This is a genomic window from Gammaproteobacteria bacterium, from assembly GCA_030680605.1.
GTDB lineage: Bacteria > Pseudomonadota > Gammaproteobacteria > SURF-13 > SURF-13 > JAQBXX01.
Genome location: JAUXUQ010000007.1, coordinates 101,250 through 124,218, shown reverse-complemented (window position 1 = coordinate 124,218; position 22,969 = coordinate 101,250). Strand labels below are relative to the sequence as shown.

The 22,969-nt window shown below is 59.4% G+C and carries 17 protein-coding genes and 1 tRNA gene; 8 read left to right on the top strand and 10 right to left on the bottom strand.

Annotated features, from left to right (window positions below):
* Positions 1-96 precede the first annotated feature (96 nt).
* The 5 genes from pdhA (at position 97) to Q8L89_03915 (ending at position 8,205) form a co-directional block, all read left to right on the top strand.
* Positions 97-2,130: a pyruvate dehydrogenase (acetyl-transferring) E1 component subunit alpha gene (pdhA, locus tag Q8L89_03935; protein ID MDP1708197.1), complete on the top strand. Its 2,034-nt coding sequence runs from the start codon at positions 97-99 to the stop codon at positions 2,128-2,130.
* A gap of 139 nt (positions 2,131-2,269) precedes the next feature.
* The gene (locus Q8L89_03930) at positions 2,270-5,407 is read left to right on the top strand and encodes an FAD-dependent oxidoreductase (protein MDP1708196.1); all 3,138 of its coding nucleotides are present in this window, start codon (positions 2,270-2,272) and stop codon (positions 5,405-5,407) included.
* Between the two features lie 251 nt (positions 5,408-5,658).
* The gene (locus Q8L89_03925) at positions 5,659-6,876 is read left to right on the top strand and encodes an argininosuccinate synthase (protein ID MDP1708195.1); all 1,218 of its coding nucleotides are present in this window, start codon (positions 5,659-5,661) and stop codon (positions 6,874-6,876) included.
* Positions 6,873-7,181, top strand: a complete 309-nt coding sequence (locus Q8L89_03920) for a pyrimidine/purine nucleoside phosphorylase (protein MDP1708194.1) — start codon at positions 6,873-6,875, stop codon at positions 7,179-7,181. The genes Q8L89_03925 and Q8L89_03920 overlap by 4 nt, the downstream gene beginning before the upstream one ends.
* Before the next feature lie 88 nt (positions 7,182-7,269).
* Positions 7,270-8,205, top strand: coding sequence for a serine hydrolase (locus tag Q8L89_03915; GenBank protein ID MDP1708193.1), 936 nt, complete (start codon positions 7,270-7,272; stop codon positions 8,203-8,205).
* Between the two features lie 61 nt (positions 8,206-8,266).
* On the opposite strand, the gene recJ is transcribed toward Q8L89_03915, so the two are convergent.
* From recJ to Q8L89_03890, 5 genes are read right to left on the bottom strand one after another with little or no spacing between them, the layout of a single operon-like run.
* Entirely contained in the window at positions 8,267-10,084 is a 1,818-nt protein-coding gene (gene recJ, locus Q8L89_03910; GenBank protein MDP1708192.1) for a single-stranded-DNA-specific exonuclease RecJ, read from the bottom strand.
* Positions 10,081-11,076, bottom strand: coding sequence for a hypothetical protein (locus Q8L89_03905; protein MDP1708191.1), 996 nt, complete (start codon positions 11,074-11,076; stop codon positions 10,081-10,083). The genes recJ and Q8L89_03905 overlap by 4 nt, the downstream gene beginning before the upstream one ends.
* A 10-nt stretch (positions 11,077-11,086) precedes the next feature.
* Positions 11,087-11,758: a class I SAM-dependent methyltransferase gene (locus Q8L89_03900; GenBank protein MDP1708190.1), complete on the bottom strand. Its 672-nt coding sequence runs from the start codon at positions 11,756-11,758 to the stop codon at positions 11,087-11,089.
* 19 nt (positions 11,759-11,777) lie between these two features.
* Positions 11,778-12,476 carry a tRNA (adenosine(37)-N6)-threonylcarbamoyltransferase complex dimerization subunit type 1 TsaB gene (gene tsaB, locus Q8L89_03895; GenBank protein ID MDP1708189.1) on the bottom strand — a complete coding sequence of 233 codons (699 nt, stop codon included), beginning with the start codon at positions 12,474-12,476 and terminating at the stop codon, positions 11,778-11,780.
* On the bottom strand, positions 12,473-14,404 hold the full coding sequence (locus Q8L89_03890; GenBank protein ID MDP1708188.1) for an ATP-dependent DNA helicase: 1,932 nt from the start codon (positions 14,402-14,404) through the stop codon (positions 12,473-12,475). The genes tsaB and Q8L89_03890 overlap by 4 nt, the downstream gene beginning before the upstream one ends.
* A gap of 56 nt (positions 14,405-14,460) precedes the next feature.
* Here Q8L89_03890 and Q8L89_03885 point away from each other — a divergent pair, with 56 nt between their 5' ends.
* On the top strand, positions 14,461-15,159 hold the full coding sequence (locus Q8L89_03885) for a pirin family protein (protein ID MDP1708187.1): 699 nt from the start codon (positions 14,461-14,463) through the stop codon (positions 15,157-15,159).
* Positions 15,160-15,174: 15 nt separating this feature from the next.
* Here Q8L89_03885 and secF read toward each other — a convergent pair whose 3' ends face one another.
* From secF to queA, 5 genes are read right to left on the bottom strand one after another with little or no spacing between them, the layout of a single operon-like run.
* Positions 15,175-16,107 (bottom strand): protein translocase subunit SecF, encoded by a 933-nt coding sequence (gene secF / locus Q8L89_03880; protein MDP1708186.1) that lies wholly within the window; start codon positions 16,105-16,107, stop codon positions 15,175-15,177.
* A gap of 11 nt (positions 16,108-16,118) precedes the next feature.
* Positions 16,119-17,978 (bottom strand): protein translocase subunit SecD, encoded by a 1,860-nt coding sequence (gene secD / locus Q8L89_03875; GenBank protein MDP1708185.1) that lies wholly within the window; start codon positions 17,976-17,978, stop codon positions 16,119-16,121.
* A 28-nt stretch (positions 17,979-18,006) separates the two neighbouring features.
* Positions 18,007-18,339, bottom strand: coding sequence for a preprotein translocase subunit YajC (gene yajC, locus Q8L89_03870; GenBank protein MDP1708184.1), 333 nt, complete (start codon positions 18,337-18,339; stop codon positions 18,007-18,009).
* A gap of 34 nt (positions 18,340-18,373) precedes the next feature.
* Positions 18,374-19,489 carry a tRNA guanosine(34) transglycosylase Tgt gene (gene tgt, locus Q8L89_03865; GenBank protein MDP1708183.1) on the bottom strand — a complete coding sequence of 372 codons (1,116 nt, stop codon included), beginning with the start codon at positions 19,487-19,489 and terminating at the stop codon, positions 18,374-18,376.
* 39 nt (positions 19,490-19,528) lie between these two features.
* Entirely contained in the window at positions 19,529-20,563 is a 1,035-nt protein-coding gene (queA, locus tag Q8L89_03860) for a tRNA preQ1(34) S-adenosylmethionine ribosyltransferase-isomerase QueA (protein ID MDP1708182.1), read from the bottom strand.
* A 58-nt stretch (positions 20,564-20,621) separates the two neighbouring features.
* Here queA and Q8L89_03855 point away from each other — a divergent pair.
* Positions 20,622-20,705: transfer RNA gene (locus Q8L89_03855), tRNA-Leu, on the top strand.
* Between the two features lie 259 nt (positions 20,706-20,964).
* Complete coding sequence (locus Q8L89_03850; protein ID MDP1708181.1) at positions 20,965-22,776, top strand: histone deacetylase family protein; 1,812 nt, start codon at positions 20,965-20,967, stop codon at positions 22,774-22,776.
* Positions 22,777-22,969 lie beyond the last annotated feature (193 nt).

Here is a 22,969-nt window from a genome sequence, read left to right as displayed (position 1 = left end):
TTCTCAATCAAAGAGTTGGAGGAGGGGTTTCCCTTGACCTCCCGGTTTAAAACACCGATCATAGCCCGGTTACCAACCTTGGGGATATCCTGCGCCATGCCTATCACAAAAGCCATCAGTTCAGCGGAGGACGTGACGCCCGTGCTTGGTGTTGCCGACAAGAAACGCCTGTTGCGCGAGATGCTGTTTGCGCGCCGTTTCGAAGAACGCTGCTACGAGGCGTATGTGGAACGCAAGATTGGCGGTTTCCTGCATCTCTACCCTGGTCAGGAGGCGTGTGCGCACGGTGTGCTGGAGGCCGCGCGCCCCGGCCATGATTACGTCATTACCGGTTATCGCGACCACGTGCATGCCATCAAGTGTGGTGCTGACCCCAAGGCCGTGATGGCGGAACTGTTCGGCAAGGAGACCGGCGTGTGCAAAGGCCGCGGCGGTTCCATGCACATTTTCGACACCAAGCACCACTTCATGGGCGGCTACGCGCTGGTAGGTGGGCCGTTCCCGCTCGCGGCGGGCATGGCGAAGGCGATCAAGCTCAAGGGCGGCGACGAGATTGCGATTTGTTTCCTCGGCGATGCCGCCAACAATCAGGGCACTTTCCATGAGACGCTTAACATGGCGAAGGTGTGGAACCTGCCCGTGTTGTTCGTGTGTGAAAACAACCTGTACGGTATCGGCACGCGCATCGAACGCTCGACTGCGGTGCTCGACCAGTACAAGCGTGCGGCGGCCTACAACATTCCCGCCCAGCAGGTGGATGGCCAGGATATCGAGGTGGTCTACGCAGCAGCCAGGCAGGCCGTAGATCATGTGCGCGGCGGCAACGGCCCGTATTTTCTGGAGTTAATGACCTACCGCTATCGTGGACATTCCATGTCCGACTCCAACGCCTACCGCGTCAAGGATGAGGAGCGCGCCTGGAACAAGCGCGACCCGATCATTCTGTTGCGTGACCGCCTGATCGCGGACAAGCAGTACACGGACAAGGACTATCAGGCGCTGGATGACGAGATCATCAAGCATATTGAAGACGACATTATCAAATTCGCTGAAGAATCGCCGGAGCCGAAAAAAGAAGAGCTGGAAAAGTATGTGCTGGCCGAAAACGATCCGTGGGTAGGCGGCAAGCCTGCGCCCAAAGGTGGCAGCAAGGACATCATGTACTGGGAGGCCATCCGCCGCGCGCACGATGAAGAGATGACGCGCGACCCGCTGGTGATCGCGATGGGCGAGGACATCGGCGTGGTGGGCGGCACCTACAAGGCCACCCAGGGCCTGTATGACAAGTTCGGTCCCGAGCGCGTGATGGACACCCCCATTTCAGAAAACGGTTATACCGGGTTGGGTATTGGCGCTTCATTTGCCGGTGTGCGTCCCATCATCGAAATCATGTCGGTGAATTTTGCCTGGCTGGCGCTGGATCAAATTGCGAATTCCGCCGCCAAGGTGCGCTACATGTCGGGCGGACAGCTCACGGCGCCGGTGGTGATACGTTCGCCGGGCGGCACCGCGCACCAGCTGGGCGCACAGCACTCGGCGCGCATGGAGAAGGTGTTCATGGGCATCGCCGGCCTGCGGGTGGTGACGCCCTCGAGTCCGCGGCAGGCCTACGGAATGATCAAATCCGCGCTGCGTTGCAACGACCCCGTGTTCATCAATGAGCACGAACTCATGTACAACATGAAGGGGCCGGTGCCGGATGGTGAGTATTTCCACCCGTTGGAAGGCTCCGAGGTGGCCCGCGCCGGACGTGACGTCAGCCTGTTTGGCTATAACATCTCGGTACACTGGTGTCTGAAGGCGGCCGAAATATTGTCCAGCCAGCACGGCATCGATGCCGAGGTGATCGATTTGTATGCGCTTTCGCCGCTGGATCGAGAAGGCATCAAGGCCTCGGTTGCGAAAACCCACAAGGCCATGATCGTGGAAGAGGCCGAGCCCGCCGTAGGCGTGGGTGCGGAAATCATGGCGATCATCAACGAGGAGTGCTTCTTCGAGCTGGACGCCGCGCCGGTCAGGGTCTCGGCTGTCAATGTGCCTATACCTTATAACCACACGCTGGAGAAGGCCGCTATTCCGAACGTGCAGGATGTGGTGAATGCCGTGCTCAAATTGTGCGGAAAGCTGTAAGGAGTGAATAGATATCCCTCCCTGTTTGGGGAGGGGTTGATGAATGGCGGTGCATCCATGCACCACAAGGAACCTCTGAATACATCAGAGGTTCCTTTATTTGGGGTGCCTCAACTAAAAAGGCTTTAAATTACCGCCCATGTCTGAATCCTACCCAATAAAAATGCCCCAGCTTTCCGACACCATGACTGAAGGTGTCGTGGTGAGCTGGGAGAAGAATATCGGCGACAAGGTCAAACGCAACGACGTGGTGGCGACGGTGGAAACCGACAAGGCCATCATGGATGTGGAAGTGTTTCGGGATGGATTTCTGTCTGGCCCGCGTGCCGCTCCGGACAGTGTGGTGGCGGTGGGTGCGGTGATTGCCTATCTGGCCGCTACCGCCGCCGAGGTGCAGCCCGACAGCGCCGCAGTACCGCAACCCGCGCCCGCAGCTGCCGCGTCAACACCTGCTGCGTCAACACCTGCTGCGTCAACGCCTGATGCAGAGCCGCCCGCCAGTAAGCCGCCGGCAGCGGGGCAACCCGCCAAGACGGATGCCCCGGTGGCCGCAACGCATGTGATCAAGATGCCACAGCTCTCCGACACCATGACTGAGGGTGTGGTGGTGGGTTGGAGCATGCAGCCCGGCGACAGGATTGAGCGTGGCGCTGTGGTGGCCCAGGTCGAGACCGACAAGGCGATTATGGATGTTGAGGTGTTCCGTGCCGGATTTCTGTCTGGCCCGGTTGCGCCCGTAGACAGTGTGGTGGCGGTTGGCGGCGCGCTGGCCTATCTGGTGGATAAGGCGGATGAGGTGGTGCGCAGCAATCTCGCCGTGGTCGGCAAGGGCGCGGTGGATAATGTGACCAGCCCCTCGGCACAGGAACAGCGCCACCGTTTGGCCGAGGCCCATCCCGCGCCTGGGCACAGGGCACCGGCGATGGGTGCGGAGGCGGCAGCGCACGCGCCCCGGCCTGATAACAAGCAGGCTACGCCGCAGGCGCGCAAGCTTGCCGCTGAGCTGCATGTGAATCTGAACACGCTCAAGGGCACCGGCCCGGAGGGCGTCATTACCGCGCAAGATATTCGGCGCGCCCAGCCGCTGGAGCGCCCGAGCGAAGTGGCCCAGCATATTCCCGCCCATACCATGCCCGAGGTGCAGGTGCCGGGGCACGGTCGCGCGATGACGGCGATGGAGCGCGCGGTAAGCCATTCCATGACGGCGGCACTGACCATGCCAACCTTCCATGTGACGGTCAATGCCCGTCCGGAGCAGTTGGCCAAGGCGGCCAAGCGTAAAGGGGTGTCGCTGACCGTATTGATTGCCAAGGCCTGTGCCGAAGCGATCAAGAAGCACCCGACTATCAACTGGGCCTATCAGCCGGTGGACAAGCTGGTCGAGCGTGACGATGTCGATATCGGCATCGCGGTTTCGGCCGAGGGTGGTGGTCTGGTAGTGCCGGTGTTGCGGCACTGCGAGTCGCGTAATCTTGATGAATTAAATACGGCATGGAAGGATCTGGTCGAACGGGCGCGTGTGCGGCGCCTGAAGCCGGAAGAATATGCCAACCCCACCTTCATGATCTCCAACATGGGCATGCTGGGTGTGAGCTATTTCGACGCCATACCCACCCCCGGCACGGCCGCTATCCTGGCCATTGCCACCACGCAGGAACAAGGCATGCCGCTTACCATTACCGCCGATCATCGTGTGGTGAGTGGGGCCGAAGTGGCGCTGTTTCTCAATACCCTGAAAAGCCATATCGAACAACCGGAGACCTGGATGGGAGCACTGGGCCCTGCAATACCTGAAGGTAAATGGGATTATGACGTGGTTGTTATCGGCGGCGGACCGGGTGGCGAAGACTGTGCCCGCGAGCTGGCGGAGCATGGCATCAAGGTCGCCATGATCAATGATGCACCGTTGCCCGGCGGCGAATGCCTGTGGCGCGGCTGTATTCCGTCCAAGGCCTGGCGTGCGGCAGCGGATCGCCTGCGCGACCGTGCCCACGACACGCACCTCGGTGTGGAGGGCACCACCGGTGGCAAACTGAATTTCGCCGAGCTGGAAAAAACCCGGCGTAGCATCCTGGAAACCCGTGGCGAGATGGCAAAAAAGACCGACACCGGGGTCAAGGTCAAGCTCATTCAGGGTTTTGCCAGTTTTGAAACTGACCACCGTCTGTTTGTCGATACCTCGGCCAACAGCAGTGACCCGCACCCGCGCACGCCGCAGGGCGACGGATCCAGGGGCGAACGCATCACCTTCGGCTGCGCGGTGATCGCCGCTGGCGCACCGCCGTTTGTGCCGCCGATACCCGGCGCGGATGCAGGCCTTGAAAATGGGGGTGTGCTGACCTCCGACACGGTGTGGACGTTGAAGCAGGCGCCGAAAAAACTGGCCATCGTTGGCGGCGGCGCCATTGGTGTCGAGATGGCGCAGATTTTTCAGGATTTCGGCACACAGGTCACACTGCTCGAAGGGCAGCCGCGCCTGTTGGCCGAGGTCGAACCGGAAATCGCCAAAAATCTCGCCGAGATTCTGAGCAAGGATCCGCATCTCACGGTACAGGTCTCCGCCAAGGTGCAAGACATCAAGGGTAAGCCCGGCGCAATGAAGCTGGGCTTCACCGATGCAGATGATAAAGTCCACACGCTGGCCTGCGACTACGTGTTGATGGCCACCGGCAAACGCCCGCTGCTGGAACCGCTCAAGCTGGAGCAGGCTGGTGTCGTTGTGGAGAAGGGCGTCATCAAGGCCGATACGCGCGGTCGTACCAGTGTGCCGCACATCTTCGCAGTGGGTGACGTGGTTGGCGGTTACATGCTCGCTCACACTGCAGGCACGCAGGGACGGGTGGCGGCGGCGAACATCGTCGGTGAAGATGCGGCACAGTACCAGCAGGACAAGGATTGCGGAGTGATCTTCACCCGTCCTCAGGCCGCGTTTGTCGGCCTGTCAGTGGAGCAGGCCAAGGCCAAAAATATCGACGCAGTCGAAGTTAAGGTACCCATGAGTATCGATGCCAAGGCCATGATCACCAATGAGACGCTGGGCCTGATCAAGCTGGTCGCGGACAAGAAGACACACCGCATCATCGGCGTACATTTTCTCGCCGACCACGCCGATACGTTAATTGGCGAAGCGGTGATGATGGTGGCGGGCGACATGACGCTGGAACAGGTGGCGCACGCGATTCATCCGCATCCCACGCAAACCGAACTGTTCGGCGACATGGCAAGGCGCTTGTTATCGCGCCTGAGGCGTACGGCCGCGGTGGCAACTGCGAAATAGAAAAATCCAACGCGAAGACGCCAAGACGCAAAGTATTAATGTAGGTTAAGAACCAAAGTTTCATGTGCGATGCTGAGTTACCGTAAGATGACGTGGTATCTTGTCAATAATTGCTTGCGTTCTCTGTGTTTGCGCCTTGGCGTCTTTGCGTTGGATTGTAGGCGAGCAGGGTGGGTGAGGCGCGTAGCGCCGTAACCCATCAATCGCTGGCGGATTACGCTACGCTAACCCGCCCTACATTTGGAGTTTAAATGTCTGAAATTAAAAAAGTTGTGCTCGCCTACTCCGGGGGGCTTGATACTTCCGTTATCCTCAAATGGCTACAGGAGAATTACCGCTGTGAGGTAGTGACCTTCACCGCCGACATCGGGCAGGGCGAAGAGGTCGAGCCAGCGCGTGCCAAGGCCAAGAGCGCAGGGGTGAAGGAAATATATATCGACGACTTGCGCGAGGAGTTCGCGCGCGACTTCGTGTTTCCCATGTTTCGCGCCAATGCGATCTATGAGGGTGAGTATCTGCTGGGCACCTCCATCGCACGGCCGTTGATCGCCAAACGCCAGATCGAGATTGCCAATGAAACCGGCGCTGACGCAGTGTCACACGGCGCGACGGGCAAGGGCAATGACCAGGTACGGTTTGAGCTGGGTTATTACGCGCTCAAGCCCGATGTGCATGTTATTGCACCGTGGCGCGAGTGGGATCTGACCTCGCGTGAGAAGCTGCTGGCCTATGCCGAGCAGCATGCCATTCCGGTCGAGATGAAGCGCGGCAAAAAATCGCCGTATTCGATGGATGCCAACCTGCTGCACATCTCCTATGAAGGCGACATACTGGAGGATCCATGGACGGAGGCGGAAGAGGGCATGTGGCGCTGGACGGTGGCGCCGGAAAAGGCGCCCGACAAGCCGACGTATCTTGAGATGACTTATGCCAAGGGTGATATTGCCGCTATTGATGGTGTAGCGATGACGCCGGCCAAGGTGCTGGAGACGCTGAACCGCATCGGTGGCGAGAACGGCATCGGCAGGCTGGATGTGGTTGAGAACCGCTACGTCGGCATGAAGTCGCGGGGCTGCTATGAAACTCCGGGTGGCACCATCATGCTCAAGGCGCATCGCGCCATTGAGTCCATCACCCTGGATCGCGAGGTCGCCCACCTCAAGGACGAGATGATGCCGCGCTATGCCAGCCTGATCTACAATGGCTACTGGTGGAGCCCCGAGCGTGTGCTGCTGCAGCAGATGATCGATGCCTCACAGGCGACCGTCAACGGTGTGGTGCGCATGAAGCTCTACAAGGGCAGTGTCAGCGCTGTTGGCCGGAAATCCGCTACCGACAGCCTGTTTGATCCCGGCATCGCCACCTTCGAGGAGGATGCCGGTGCTTATAATCAGGCCGATGCAGGAGGCTTTATCAAGCTGAACGCGTTGCGCATGCGTATTGCGCGCCGTCTGAGGGATGGGAAGTGAGCTTCAAGAACGCAGAAATCCACAGGAAGGCCAACGTCTATTTTGACGGCAAGGTCACGAGCCGCTCTATCATCACCGCCGATGGCGAGATGAAGACGCTGGGCGTGATACTGCCGGGCAGCTACCGGTTTTCCACCCAGGTGCCGGAGCAGATGGAAATCACGCAGGGCCATTGCCGCGTCAAGCTGGCCGACAAGCAGGGCTGGGATGACTACCAGGCCGGAGCAAGTTTTTATGTGCCGGCCAACTCGCACTTCGAGATTGAGGTGGATCAACTGCTCGATTATGTCTGCCACTACGGCTGAGGCAACAATTTTGTATCTTTAGTGCATTGTATTCAGCCAGTTGTTAGGGTATTGTGAAAAACATATGAGCTTGGCGGGGGCTGCAACCATGCATAACAAGACCACGGTACGTATCCTGCGGCTGCTCAAGACAGGGTGTATCTGTGCTGCAGTGGCCCTGCCGGGGTGGGCCTACAGCGCCGGTACTGAGGTGCGCTCCATAGCCAATGATGCGCCCAGCCTGTCTTCAGATAGCGTTATGGTGGTCGATCTCGACAGCAGTCAGGTGCTGTATGCAAAGAATGCCGATGTCAAACGCCCCATCGCCTCGATTACCAAGTTGATGACCGCCATGGTTACGCTTGATGCCGGGCTGCCGATGGGCGAAAAAATCCGCATTACCGAAAGTGACATTGATACACTGCGCAACTCCCATTCCCGGCTGCGCGTAGGCACCGTACATACGCGACGTGAACTGCTGCAGCTTGCCCTGATGTCGTCCGAAAATCGTGCCTCCTCCGCGCTGGCGCGCAGCTACCCCAAGGGCAGCCGGGCCTTCTATGCCGCGATGAACGCCAAGGCGGCACTGCTGGGCATGCAAAACACGCGCTTTGTCGATGCCACCGGGCTGAACAGCGAGAATACCTCGACAGCAGAGGAGCTGGTGAATCTGGTGAGTGCCAGTCTGGCATACCCGCAGATACGTGAGATCACCACCACGGAGAGTTATGAGGTACGTCAGAAGAGTGTCCTCAAATACCGTAATTCAAATCCACTGGTGCGTAATGACAGCTGGGAGATTGGCCTCAGCAAAACCGGCTATATCATACCAGCCGGGCATTGCGTCGCCATGCAGGCGCGCATCGCCGACCGCCCGCTGGTCATTGTCCTGTTGGATGCCGCAGGGCGAAGCGCCATCGTTTCAGACTCCAACCGCATCAAGGGCTGGATCGAGAAGGTGGCAGCAACAAATGCACTGGCCGTGCAGGGGCAGAAGAATCTGGCAGCGACGTACACTACCCTCGCCCTGCACGAAATCTTCTAGAGCTTTCCGCTGTTGTTCGCACCACTTTGGTTCCCGACCAGGCGACTTCGATAATCCATTATCAATCCACGGCATGCTCAATAATGAGCTGCAGGCTGCGCTGTCCACGGTAGTCATTTACATCCAGCTTGTAGACCAGGTGCGCGCGCGTGCTGTTTTCAAGTCTCAGGCGATCATCCTCCGCAATATTGAAGGCGATGGCGTCCAGGGGTTGTTGACCCTGCGGGTGCCGTACACTCAGCTTGAGATGCTTTCCCCCCAGCCTGCGCTGGTTGAGTATTTCAAACTCACCATCAAACAAGGGCTCCGGGAAGCCCTGACCCCAGGGGTCGGCATTGCGCAGCATCTCGGCGACTTCCAGCCGCAGCTCATCCGCAGACAGCTCACCGTCACTCTGGACGCTGCCCTGTAGCGCGTCTGCGGAAAGGTGGCGGCGTACTTCGGCATCGAAGGCTGCGCTGAAGGTTTCAAAATCGGCGCGCCGCAGGCTCAGCCCGGCAGCCATGGCATGGCCGCCAAATTTGGTGAGCAGCCCCGGGTGCCGTGCCGCCACGCTGTCCAGCACATCGCGGATATGCAGCCCCGGCACAGAGCGTGCCGAACCCTTGATATCGTGTTCACTGGCCGGGGCAAAGGCGATGACCGGCCGGTGTGTGCGCTCCTTGATGCGTGCTGCGAGGATGCCAATAACACCCTGGTGCCAGTCGGGATCAAACAGACAAAGCCCATGCGGTAATGCGGCTTCAGTATCCAGGCGCATCGATTTGAGCGCACTTAAGGCCTGCTCCTGCATCTCGCTTTCGATGCTGCGGCGTTCGCGGTTGAGTGTGTCGAGACGCTGGGCCATATCCAGCGCGGCTGTGTAGTCATCGCACAACAGGCATTCAATGCCGAGCGCCATGTCCTCCAGCCTGCCTGCGGCGTTAAGGCGCGGCGCGGCGGAAAATGCGAGATCGGAGGCGCAGATACGTTCCACATTCTTCCCTGCCACGGTGAGCAGTGCCCGAATGCCGGCAATGCAGCGGCCACTGCGAATGCGCTGCAGGCCCTGTGCAACCAGTATGCGGTTATTGTGATCGAGGGGGACGACGTCCGCGACGGTACCGAGCGCGACCAGATCGAGCAGTTGCGCAAGATTGGGGTCTGGTATATTTTTTTCATGGAACCAGTGTGTCGTGCGCAAGTGCGCGCGCAGCGCCAGCATCACATAAAAAATCACGCCGACGCCCGCAAGGTGCTTGCTCGGTCGCTCCCGGCGTCCTGCCTCCCGCGACACTGGCACATCCTTGTGCGGCGGAAAATCCTCTTCTGGCAGGTTGGGGTTGACGATGGCGTCAGCCGCGGGCAGTTCTGCGCCGGGCAGGTGGTGATCGGTGATGACGACCTGCAGGCCAAGCTGTCTGGCCGTGCGCACACCTTCGATGCTGGAGATGCCGTTATCGACGGTGATGAGCAGATCGGCCGCCATGGGTGCTGTAGCCATCACAATTTCAGGAGTGAGGCCGTAGCCGTATTTGAAACGGTCAGGTACTACATAGCGTACATCCTGCGCGCCCATGAGACGCAAAGCCCGTATCGCGAACGCACAACTGGTGGCGCCGTCAGCGTCAAAATCGGCAACGATGACAATACGCTTGTTGTCGGCCAGCGCAGCAGCCAGCAGCGCGACGGCATGCTCCATGCCGCCTGGGCCAGTGCCGGACTCGCCCAATAACGGCTGCGTGGACGCGAATGCCGCAGGGCTGTGCAGATGTGCAAGCGCATAGTCGAGCTCCTGTGCGGAGTTGATGCCACGTGTGGCATAAATGCGCTTCAGTACCGGGTGCAGATGATCCGGCAGCAGGGAGGGGCTGGTCGCGATACGCCGTATGACTTTCATATGAACCTGTCGTACCAGCGGCGTAGTGTCTGCGGCGTATTGCGGAATATCCTGCCGTCTTCCGTATAGATATCCAGCGTAGCAAGCGCACCGGAGTTGACTGCTCCCAGCAGTGGCGCACACCACGTGTTGCTGAAGAGTTCGGCACAGTCGTCGCTAGCGGACGCTGCCGGAAAAGAGGGGGACAGCAAGCGGTGTCCGGGTTGTGTGACATGATGCAGCCAGTCAGTAGTGTTCTCAGGCACAGTGGCATACGCCGCGCCGCTCAGGCAGGCAAGCCCAAGGCTGACCGGTTCCTCGCTCCAGACCTGCTGGAAGCGGTGGGGCGCTACGGCGGGCGCAGATCCGCCGCCCCAGAACCACACGCTGTTGACCGGCAGTTCACCGCGTGCAAGGCGGGCCTGATTGACGGGAGAGGCATGGAGTTGCATCTGTACTTCATTCAGGAGGCGGCGCCAGCGCGCGGCTGTCTGCGCATCACCGGCCTGTGGCAGGTGATGCAAAATATCATGCGCCACAGCATCTTCCAGCCCGGTCAGTGTCAGGCCGGGATCGCTCTCCAGCTGCAGGTACCAGCGCTTGGGCTGGGGCGCGGAGAACGCCATTCCGTAGGCAGAGAATAATTCGTGCAGTGCTGTGCCCAGGGCGGCGGCCTCCTCGGTGCCAAGGTCGAGGGCATGATTACCGAGCATCAGCAGACGGTCACCATCGGGGCGCAGCACGACCGGGTCGGCGCGCAGCCACCAGCTGGCGTGGGCGGCAGCGGGGTTCGCGCTGTCAAAGGCATGCGTGACCGCCGCGATGGGCAGCCCTGACAGGCGGCTGCTTTCTGCTGCAAATAATTCGAACAGCACGTGGTTGCGGTCAACGGCACAGGTTGAGGGTTTGGCGCGCGCGAACAGGGTGTGGAGCGCAGGGGCCTTGTGGCGGTGGGCTGTCGGCGGCATCCGTCCGGGGTAGAGCAGGCTCAGATGGCTTCCCGCCCGCGTCATGCCAGTCCACCTATGCCGTGCTGCATTTCAGCGCCAGCGATATCCCATCGGCAACCGGCAGCAAGCTCAAGGCAACGCGTTTATCGTGTAGCAGTTTTTCATTGAGATGGCGGATAGCGAGGGTATCGTCATCCTGTATGCCTGGGTCAGCGACGCTACCGCCCCACAGCATATTGTCAAACATGATTAATCCGCCTGGGCGTAGTAGTTGCAGCGTGCGCTCATAATACGCATCGTAACTGGTCTTGTCCGCGTCGATAAAGGCAAAATCAAACGTGCCGCCCTCCCCGTTGTGCAACAGTTGGTCAAGAGTTTCACGCGCTGGTGCAAGATGAAGGTCAATCTTGTGCTGAACTCCGGCTTCCTGCCAGTAACGTTGTGCAACCTGTGTCCATGATTCGCTCACGTCACAGGCGACAAGTCTTCCGTCAGCCGGGAGCGCCAGTGCAACACACAGTGAGCTGTAGCCGGTGAAGACGCCGATCTCCAGTGTCTTTTTTGCACCCATGAGCTGCACCAGCAGCGCCATGAACTGGCCCTGCTCGGGTGCGATCTGCATCACCGCCAGTGGATCGCGTGCAGTTTCCTCGCGCAGACGTGTGAGTAGAGGCGTCTCGCGTACAGAAACGTGTATCAAGTAATCGTACAAGGCATCTGTCAGGGTGATGGATTTATTGGTCATAGGTGTGGCCGTCTGCGGTTTATAGGGTTGGCTGATCCGACAGTTTTTTCCAGGTGACCTCGTTTCTGAGGTATACCGGTTGCGCCTGTTCGGCACTGACGGCCTGACCGAGTGTGAATCCGTGCGCGCCGAGCTGTGCCACGGCGCGTGCACGCGGATGATGGTCGGTATACGTAGCACTGAGCCGGTCTTGCAGGCGGATATGCAGTACCGATGAGTAACTTTGCCAGCCGCTGCCGGCACCCTGCCAGTGCCCCGCGGCGGGAACAGGGACATGCCCCGGCGGGTAGACACCTTCTTCACCCTGCAACTGCATCATGCCATTATCACTCATCCGGTAAGCGCCCCAGTAGACTTCGCTCATGCGCGCGTCCAGCGCCGACAATACATGTGTAGTACCGAACTGTTCGTGCACGCCCTGGGCCAGCGCTGCCAGTGTGGACACCGGCACCACCGGAAGATCGGCGCCAAAGGCGATACCTTGCGCGACGCCAGCGGCAATGCGTACCCCTGTGAATGAGCCGGGCCCGCAGCCGAAGGCCAGTGCATCGATCTGGCTCAACATCAGGCCTGCCTCCGCCAGCAGTTCCTCCGCCATCGGCAGAATCAGCCGGGAGTGGTTGCGTGGCGCCACCTCGAAGCGCTCGCGTATCTCGCCCGCAACAGACAAGGCAACGGAGCAGGCGTCGGTGGAGGTTTCAAGGGCGAGAATATTCACGATGCGATACCTGCGGTGATGGAGCCTTCGGCCGCAAAAAAAGCTTCGACATCTTGCATGCTGCGTGTCAGCGGCACCGGTGGCAGGCTGTGCAAAAAATTCTTGCCATATGACTTGGTAAACAGCCGTGGATCGCACAGCATCAACACGCCGCGGTCGTGCGTGTCCCGGATCAGTCGGCCGATGCCTTGCTTGAGTGAGAGCACGGCCTGCGGTAACTGGTAGTCCATGAAGGGGTTCTTGCCTGCTGCGCGCAGGGCTTCGAGGCGGGCCTGCAGCAGCGGGTCACCGGGTGAGGCGAAGGGAAGTTTGTCTATGATAACGCACGACAGTGCTGGACCGCGCACATCGACACCCTCCCAGAAACTGGCGCTGCCCAGCAACACGGCGTTCCCCAGTGTGCGGAAGCGCTCAAGCAGTTCGGCGCGCGGCGCACTGCCCTGCACCAGCAGGGGGAAATCGAATCTTCCCTTGAGCAGTGTGGTAGCCTCACGCAGGGCACGGTGGCTGGTGAACAGCAGGAAGGCGCGGCCGCCGCTGGCGTGGATGACCGGCAGCGCGGCTTCAATCACGCTGGAGGTGTAGTGGGGTTGTGCCGGGTCAGGCAGCATGTCCGGCACATACAGCAAGGCAAGGCGGGCGAAGTCGAAGGGGCTGGCCCATTGCCGGGTAATGGCATCGTTCAGGCCGAGTCGCGCGCTGAAGTGATCGAAATTGTCCCCCACTGCCAGGGTTGCCGAGGTGAATATCCAGGCACAACGCTGCGCCAGAATCCGCGCGTAAAACTGCTGTGCAATATCGACCGGTGTGAGGTTAAGGGCGAAGACATGCGCATGGGTCTCGAACCACGCGACGTGATTCTCGGGCACCGCTGTGGTAAACAAATCCAGCTGTTCTTGCAGGATGATGCAACGCCGCCAGCAGTTTTCCAGTCCTTTGCCGCGCACCGCTGCGGTCTCCAGTAAATCGTGCAGCTGGTTCAAGGCCTGCTGCAATGCGTCCAGTGCGGGAGTCAAGGCGGGCTCCTGCTGTGCCTCGTGCCAGTTGCCGCGACGCTCGTCGACACCCAGTGCCAGGCGAAAATCACGGGTGGCCTTGCTCAGGTTGTCTGCGGCGGCAGCGAGCGAAGTCATGTCAACTGCCTCCTTGACCTGTTCTGCAACGGTGTCGTGGGCGAGCCCGAGCAGCTGACGGTTGCCAAGTACGGTTCCGAAAAATCCAGCAGCGATTTCCGCCAGCTGGTGGGCCTCATCGAAGATGATACCCTCGACGCCGGGGAGCAGATCACCAAAACCCTCTGCGCGCAAAGCCATATCGGCGAAAAACAGGTGATGGTTGATGACCAGCAGGTCTGCCGTCTGCGCCTCGCTGCGCGCGCGCAGCACATGACATGACCTTAATGACGGGCACGCCTGCCCCAGGCAATTATCCGCAGTGCTGGTGACATGCGGCCAGAGCGGGGAGTCCTCGCGGATACCGGTCAATTCGGCAATATCGCCGCTACGGGTGTGTCCGGCCCAGGCGCGGATGGCGCCCAAATCGGCGGTCTGGGCAGGGCTGTGGTGGCGTTGTTCCGCCAGATCCAGCCGGTGCAGGCACAGGTAATTGGAGCGTCCCTTGAGGAGGGCGGCGCGTGCCGGCACCGCAAGGGCTGCACGCAGGGCGGGCAGGTCGCGCTGGAACAACTGGTCCTGCAAGGTTTTGGTTGCCGTGGAGACAATGATTTTCTTGCCAGACAGCAGCGCGGGCACCAGATAGGCAAAGGTCTTGCCTGTACCGGTGCCGGCCTCGGTGATGAGCAGGTCCTGGTCTGCCAGCGTCCGGGCAACGGCGGCGGCCATCTCCTGTTGCGCGATGCGCGGCGCAAAACCCGGCAGGGTATGCGCAAGCGGTCCGTCGGGGCCGAAGAGGCGGGCAAGTGAGTGCATGGTGTTATTATAGTGGAACTGATGCGCAAGCCGGGGTTTTGTCAGGGGATACAGGCATGATTACACTGCGGCCGGGCGCAGAACGCGGCCACTTCCAGCACGGCTGGCTCGATAGCCGGCACAGTTTTTCGTTTGCAGATTACCATGATCCTAAACACATGGGCTTTCGCGCCTTGCGGGTCATCAATGAAGACCGGATACAGCCAGGGCAGGGTTTCGCTGCGCACAGTCACCGCGATATGGAGATAGTGACCTACGTGCTGGAAGGCGCGCTGGAGCACAAAGACAGCCTCGGGACGAGTTCAGTGATGCGGTATGGCGACGTACAACGCATGAGCGCAGGCAGCGGCATTACCCACAGCGAATATAACCACTCAACAACCGAGCCGGTGCACCTGTTGCAGATATGGGTGCTGCCGGACAAGAACGGTATTGCGCCGGGCTACGAGCAGCGCAGCTTCAGTATCGAGGATAAGCGCGGCGGTCTATGCCTGATCGCTGCGGGTGGCGGGCGTGGCAATGCAGTGGCAGTGCAGCAGGATATAGATGTATATGCCGGTATTCTCGCCGCACATGAGCGCGTGACACATGCGCTGACCCGGCGCCATGCCTGGCTTCAGGTGGCGCGCGGTGCAGTGGATGTACAGGGTACACGGCTGATCGCCGGTGACGGTGCCGCAGTGAGTGATGAAACAGTGCTCGAGATTGCCGGCGTGGCCGAGGAATCCGAGGTGTTATTGTTCGATCTGGCCTAGGCTCAAAGCGGGTGGTCAAGGGCGGTCATCAATTTCACCCTCTTTTTTGACCGGCACCATGTCGGCACGCGAGATGCCCAGCCACATGACAATCGGGCTGGCCACCAGTACCGAGGAGTAGGTGCCTACCGCAATGCCGATGGCGAGTGTGAGCGCGAAATAAAACAGTATTTCACCGCCGAGAAATAACATGGCAAACACCATGATCAGCGTCGTTGCGCTGGTCATGATGGTGCGACTCAGGGTGCTGGTGATAGAGCTATCGATGATCTCCGCAATCGTGCCCTTGCGCATCTTGCGGAAATTCTCCCGGATACGGTCAAACACCACGACGGTATCGTTTACTGAATAGCCAAGAACGGCGAGCATGGCGGCAAGCACCGTGAGGGTGAATTCCCACTGAAACAACGAGAACAGACCGAGCAGTATCAGCAGGTCGTGGGCAGTGGCGACGATGGCGCCTACCGCAAAACGCCATTCGAAACGGATGGCAAGATAGATCATGATGCCGATGGACACCAGAATCAGTGCCAGTCCGCCGTCATTGACCAGCTCGGCACCCACCTGCGGGCCGACAAATTCCACGCGCCTGACTTCCACTTTGTCGTTGTCGGCGCGCAACACTTTCAGCACCTGCTCGCTCAGTTGCGCACTGGTCACGTCCGCCTTGACCGGCAGGCGTATCAGTACATCTACAGAAGTACCAAAGTTTTGCACATTGGCGTCGCGGAAGTTTCCGGCTTCGAGCGTATTGCGTACCTGATTCAGGTTGACCGCCTGAGGGTAACGGACTTCCATCATGGTGCCGCCGGTGAACTCGATGCCGAGGTTGAGCCCGCGCACAACGAGCAGTACCACTGCGGCAAGAAAGATGACGGCCGAGACGATCGACGTAGTCCGCGCATGACGCATGAAGCGGAGCTCTTTTGTGATGTGGAAAAATTCCATTGTCCGGCCCGCTAGATATGGAGTTTGGCGAGCTTGCGCCTGCGCCCGTAGAGGAGATTGACAACACCGCGTGACACCATCACTGCGCTGAACATTGATGTCAGAATGCCGATGCACAGTGTCACCGCAAAACCGCGTATCGGCCCGGAGCCGAGCCAGAACAGGGAGAAGCCGGCAATCAGCGTGGTGATGTTGGAGTCGAGAATGGTGTCGAAAGCGCGGTCGTAGCCCGCATTGATGCTGGCTTGCGGACTGTTGCCGTTGCGCAATTCCTCGCGGATACGTTCGAAGATAAGCACGTTGGCATCTATCGCCATGCCGATGGTGAGTGCGATACCCGCAATACCCGGCAGTGTGAGTGTTGCCTGCAGCATGGACAGCACGGCGACCAGCAACAACATGTTGATGCCGAGCGCGAGGCTGGCGATGACTCCGAAGAAATAATAGTAAATGGTCATGAAGACCGCGATGGCGGCAAACCCGATCATGGTCGAGTTGAAGCCCTTGGCGATATTCTCCGCGCCCATACTGGGCCCGACGGTGCGTTCTTCGACGATTTCAATCGGCGCTGTCAGGGCGCCAGCGCGCAGCAGCAGAGCCAGATTACGCGCCTCGTCGGTGTTGTCGAGTCCGGTGATCTGGAAGCGCTTGCCGAGCTGTTCGCGGATGACGGCTGTGTTGATGACTTCCTCGACCTTGGATTTGATCTTGGTCTGCACGCCATCAACGACCCGTGTCTCACTCTTGTTTTCAATGAACACCACCGCCATCAGCTTGCCGACATTTTCTTTGGTGGCCTTGCTGAAAATATTGGCGCCCTTGCCGTCCAGAGTAATGAATACTGCGGGTTCGCCAGCTCTCTGTTCAATGCCGGAGGCGGCATCAATGATGTAGTCGCCGGTCAGCATGACCTGGTTCTTGAGCAGGATATGGCCGCCCTCGCGCCGCTTATAGAGCTTGGAGCCGGCAGGAACGCGGCCCGCCAGGGCGTCATCGACCAGATTCGTCTCGTCCGCCATACGGAATTCGAGGGTAGCCGTGGCGCCGAGTATTTCCTTGGCGCGTGCGGTATCCTGCACGCCCGGCAGTTGTACTACGATACGGCTGTCGCCCTGCTGCTGGATGACGGGTTCAGCGACACCGAGTTCGTTGACGCGATTGCGCAACGTGGTGATGTTTTGCTGCAAGGCAAACTTGCGAACCTCGCGCTGCTCAGATTCGGAAACCACGGCAATCAGATCATGGTTGGTGGCGCCGTCAACATCTTTCAGCTCCAGCAGGGGGAAATCCCGGCTCACCAGGTCATTCGCCTGGTCCCGCTCTTCCGGGCTGCGGAATTTTATCTCAAGGCCATTTGTGCCGCGGCCAATACTTAGGTAGCGCAGCTTCTTGTCGCGTAGCAGGCTGCGAATATCACTTATATAGCGCTCCTCCGCCTGGCCTACGGCGGCTTCCATATCTACTTCCATAAGGAAGTGCACGCCGCCGCGCAGGTCAAGCCCGAGATACATGGGCAGTGCATTGATGGCCCTGAGCCAGACAGGCGTTGCAGGCGCGAGATTCAGTGCTACCACGTAGCCGCCGCCCAGCGTTTCCTTGACGATATCCTTCGCCCGCAACTGGGTTTCGGTATCGCTAAAGCGGATCAGCAGGGCATGGTCATCGCGCGTGGTGGATTTGTAGGGGAGGGCATTTTGCTGTAATAGCCCGAGTACCTGCTCCTCGGCAGCAGCATCTATGGTGGTGGTGCGGGTGCCGGAAATTTGCAAGGCGGGATCTTCGCCATACAGGTTGGGCAGGCTGAACAGCACGCCCGTGACGACGGCGATCACGATCAGCAGGTATTTCCAGGCAGGATACTGGTTCATCATGGCGGCAGGGTATCTGGCAGCGTGGGCTTCAGGCTGATGCTATGGTGCCTTTGGGCATGACGCCAGCAACAGAATGTTTCTGCACCTTCACGACGGTGTTGCCTGCAATCTCGATGCTGACGAAATCAGTGCCTACTTCGGTGATACGGCCCAACAGGCCACCCGTGGTGACGACCTCGTCATTTTTTGCCAGTGACCCCAGCAAGACCTTGTGTTCCTTGGCGCGCTTCATCTGTGGGCGGATGAGCAGAAAGTAAAACAGCACGAATATCGCGATCAGCGGTATGAAGCTGAACAGCGTGGATTCCGGCGAGGCAGCGGGTGCTGCCTGGGCCATGGCATCGGAGATAAAAAAGCTCATGAGGGTTTCCGGGCAATCATTAAAGTGGCGCTAATTATGCCACAGCCGACGGGTTTTGCGCGCGTTTTGCGTGGAAATCGGCCACAAAGTCGTCGAGCTGGCTCCGGCCGATGGCATCGCGCAGACCCTGCATCAGGCTTTGATAATAGTGCAGGTTATGCAGGGTGTTGAGGCGCGCCCCCAGAATTTCATTGGCCCGGTCGAGATGGCGCAGGTAGGCGCGGCTGTAGTGGCGGCAGGTGTAGCAGCTGCAGTCCGGGTCGAGTGGGCGGGTATCAGCCTGATACTGGCTGTTGCGGATACGTATTTCACCGCTGCTGACAAACAGGTGACCATTGCGGGCATTGCGCGTAGGCATCACGCAATCAAACATGTCCACACCCCGCTGTACCGCTTCGACCAGATCTTCTGGCGTGCCGACGCCCATGAGATAACGCGGTTTGTCGGTGGGCATGCACGGTAGCAGCGACTCCAGCACCTGTAGCCGGTCAGCCTTGGGTTCACCTACGGATAGCCCGCCGATGGCATAGCCGTCAAAACCGATGTTGGTAAGGCCTGCGAGCGAAGTGGCCCGCAGCTGTGGGTAAACACCACCCTGCACAATGCCGAACAGGGCGGCGGGGTTGTCACCGTGTGCCTGCTTGCTGCGTGCGGCCCAGCGCAGCGACAGTTCCATGGAGGTGCGCGCAGTGTCGGTGTCGGCGGGGTAGGGTGTGCAGTCGTCGAAGATCATCACGATGTCCGCGCCCAGCGCGCGCTGCACTTCCATGGAGCGTTCGGGGTCGAGGTATACCATGTCACCGTTCACCGGCGAACGGAAGGTCACGCCTTGCTCGGTGATCTTGCGCAATTCACCCAGACTGAACACCTGGAAGCCGCCGGAGTCCGTGAGAATAGGGCCATCCCAGTGCATGAAGTCATGCAGGTCGCCATGTGCGCGGATCACCTCGATGCCGGGGCGCAACATCAGGTGAAAGGTGTTGCCGAGAATGATTTCGGCGCCGGTGGCACGCACCTCCTCCGGTGTCATCGCCTTCACCGTGCCGTAGGTACCAACCGGCATGAAGGCAGGCGTTTCCACCGTGCCGCGCGCAAAGGACAGGCGACCGCGGCGGGCGTGGCCATCATTGTTGAGGAGTTCAAAGTTCATAACATAGTAGCGAGGATAGAGTAATGTTTTTACTCGCCACTAGCTACTCGCCACTGGTGTGACAAACATGGCATCACCATAGCTGAAGAAGCGGTAACGCTGCTGCACCGCATGCCGGTAAGCATTCAATACGTTCACAGTGCCGGCGAAGGCAGACACCAGCATCAGCAGTGTAGACTCCGGCAGGTGGAAGTTGGTGATCAGGGCATCCACGGTTTTGAAGCGGTAGCCGGGGTAAATGAAAATGCCGGTTTCGCCTGTCAGGGGCTGAATCTCTCCGTTTGCCGCCGCACTTTCCAGGGCCCGTACGCTGGTGGTACCAACTGCAATCACGCGCCCGCCACGTGCGCGTGTAGCGCGCACCTGCTCACAGACGTGTGTGGTTACTTCAAGCCGTTCACGGTGCATGACATGGTCTTCGACATTGTCTGCACGCATCGGCTGAAAGGTGCCCAGCCCCACGTGCAGGGTTACGAAGGCGCACTCGATGCCTTGCGCTGCAAGGCGCCGCAGCAGCGCGGTGTCAAAGTGCAGCCCTGCGGTGGGGGCGGCAACGGCGCCCGGGGTCTGCGCATACACGGTCTGGTAGCGTTCGCGATCGGCGGGCTGGTCGGCACGCTCGATATAAGGCGGTAGCGGGGTATGGCCGACGCTATTCAGCAGTTCGAGGACATTATTCTGCCCGTTCGCAAACGCCAGCTCATACAGGTCACCGTGGCGCGTCACAACATGGGCGGGCATGCCTTCCAGCATTAACTGCATGCCCGCCCTGGGCGGTTTGCTGGCGCGTATCTGTGCCAGCACGCGGTTATGATCCAGTACACGCTCCACCAGCACCTCAATGCGCCCGCCGGATTCCTTGCTGCCGAACAGACGTGCGGGAATGACGCGCGTGTCGTTGAGCACCAGCAGGTCGCCCGGAGCGAGCAGTTGCGGCAGCGCACTGAACGAGTGATCTCCCAGCGCACCGCTAACGCCATCGAGTGTCAGCAACCGGCTTTGTGTGCGCTCGGGCAGAGGGGCTTGGGCGATCAGCTCAGGCGGGAGGTCATAGTGAAATTCGCTGCGGCGCATATTTAAGGGGTGGTGCAATCTATCGCCATGCGCAAGAAAGCCCTATAATAGGCGATATGCCGGGGTGGCGGAACTGGTAGACGCGCCGGACTCAAAATCCGGTGGTGGTGACACCGTGTCGGTTCGATTCCGACCCTCGGTACAATCAAGGAATCACCTGATGTTGCATGTGCTTCAGGACAGCGTCTGGCGCTGGACTGGGGCAGATGGCGCGGTCAGGGGGTATCGTGCACTCCACGCTCTGTGGGCCTCAACTGCTTCGGGTTTCCGCCCCGGGGTGATTGCAGGGCAGCCTGTCCATCCTGTTTTGCACGATGTCATCGTGTCCGGGCAGATGGGCGCCGTGTACGAGGCGCTCATATGGGAACGGCTGCAGCCCTTTGCATGAAGGATGCTGACCCATGTTCAGAATACGCAAAATATACGACGACACCTCGGCTGCCAATCGTGATGCGATCGAGCAGGTCAAGGGCATCATGCGCAAGCAGTTCCCGCTCACGCGCAAGGAAGACCTCGACAAGATCGTCATGCAGTTGCATGACCCCGTGCGCTATCGTTATCGCTCGATTCTGTTTGTGGGCGAGAATGCGGCCGGCGTGGTCAAGGGCTTTGCCATGATGCTGCACATGCCCGACCTGAACATCGGCTATCTGGAATTATTGTCGGCGGCGCCGGGTGCTACCGGCGGTGGCGTTGGCGGTGCGCTGTATGAGCATGTCCGGGAAGAGGCCGGCAATCTCGGTATGAGGGGACTGTTTTTTGAGTGCAGCGTCGATGACCCGATGGTCATCGCCAGCGCCAGCACCCTGAAACAGAATCAGGAGCGCCTGCGCTTCTATGAGCGCTACAAGATATTCCCGATCATCAACAACCTCTACGCCAGTCCGGTACACGAAGGCGACCGCGACCTGTATTTTCTGATGCACGATCCGCTGGGCAAGCCGGATTCTCTGCAGTTGCCGTTTCTGCGCAAGGTTATCAGGGCGATACTGGATCGTAAATACGGAAATTTGTTGAGCAAAGACCATATAGCCATGGTGGCGCTCTCATTCAAGGACGATCCTGCCGTATTTCGTGAGCCCAGATACATCAAGCATGCCGTTGCCGCTACTCGAGTTGTGTCGGGAGCCAAGGCAGCTATTGCGCTGATTGTGAATGCGGGGCACGACATTCACCATGTGCGTGACGTCGGCTATATGGAGGCACCGGTGCGTATTCCGGTCATCATGCGAGAGCTTGCAAAAACAAGTCTGTTTTGCAATGTCAAGGCCGAGCGCTTTCCGTCCCGTTTTATCAAACAGGTGCACGATGCCGGCTACGTGGATTATCTGCGCCGCGCGTGCGAATCCCTGCCTGCGGGCAAGTCCATATACCCGATCATTTTTCCGTTGCGTAACAAGCTGCGTCCGCCCAAAGACTCGGAACTGCAGGTTGGCTACTACTGTATGGATACCTTTACGCCGCTCAACCGTAATGCCTACATTGCCGCACGCAATGCGGTCAATTGCGCGCTGACCGGGGCCACGAAACTTCTGGATGATTATTCCATTGCCTATGCGCTGGTGAGGCCGCCGGGGCATCATGCCGAGACGCGCGCATTCGGCGGATTCTGCTACTTCAACTCTTCTGCGGTCGCTGCCAATTATTTATCCAGTTACGGGCGGGTAGCCGTACTGGATGTGGATTTCCATCACGGCAACGGTACCCAGGATATTTTTTATTCCCGCAGTGATGTATTGACAGTTTCCATACACGGCCACCCGCATTTTGCCTATCCGCATTTTTCCGGGTTCGCGGATGAGAAGGGTGAGGGCGCGGGTGAGGGATACAACATCAACTACCCGTTGCCGGAAGCCTGTTCTGTTGAGCGCTATCAACGAACGCTCGAAGATGCGCTGAAGAAAATCGCGCGCTTCAGACCCGATTATCTGGTGGTCGCGCTCGGCCTCGACACGGCCAAGGCCGATCCAACAGGAAGCTGGACGCTGGGCGCCAAGGATTTTCATGAGAACGGGAGGCTCATCGGTGCGCTTGGAATACCGATGCTGGTGGTGCAGGAGGGTGGCTACAGAACCCGAACGCTGGGCATCAATGTAAGAAACTTCTTTGCCGGATTGTGGCAGGGCTACAGCGGAAGCAAGAAGCAGACTCATCTGCCTCCATCGCGAGGCAGCATACATCCCGCAACTGAAAATATGCAAACCTCTCCATGACGGATATTCAGTGCTGAGATAGCGTGGCATGCGCTGTCCTAAATTGACTTGCAGTGCTGTCATTGTTACAGTAAAAAGTGCCCGGAATGCACATGTTTTGATGTAATTCAGGGTTCGCAAGCTGCGCCAGGTGAGTGGCCGTCGCAGGCCAGTGCACCCGCCCCCATTCCTCGTCAACCATAAAGGTAAGCAG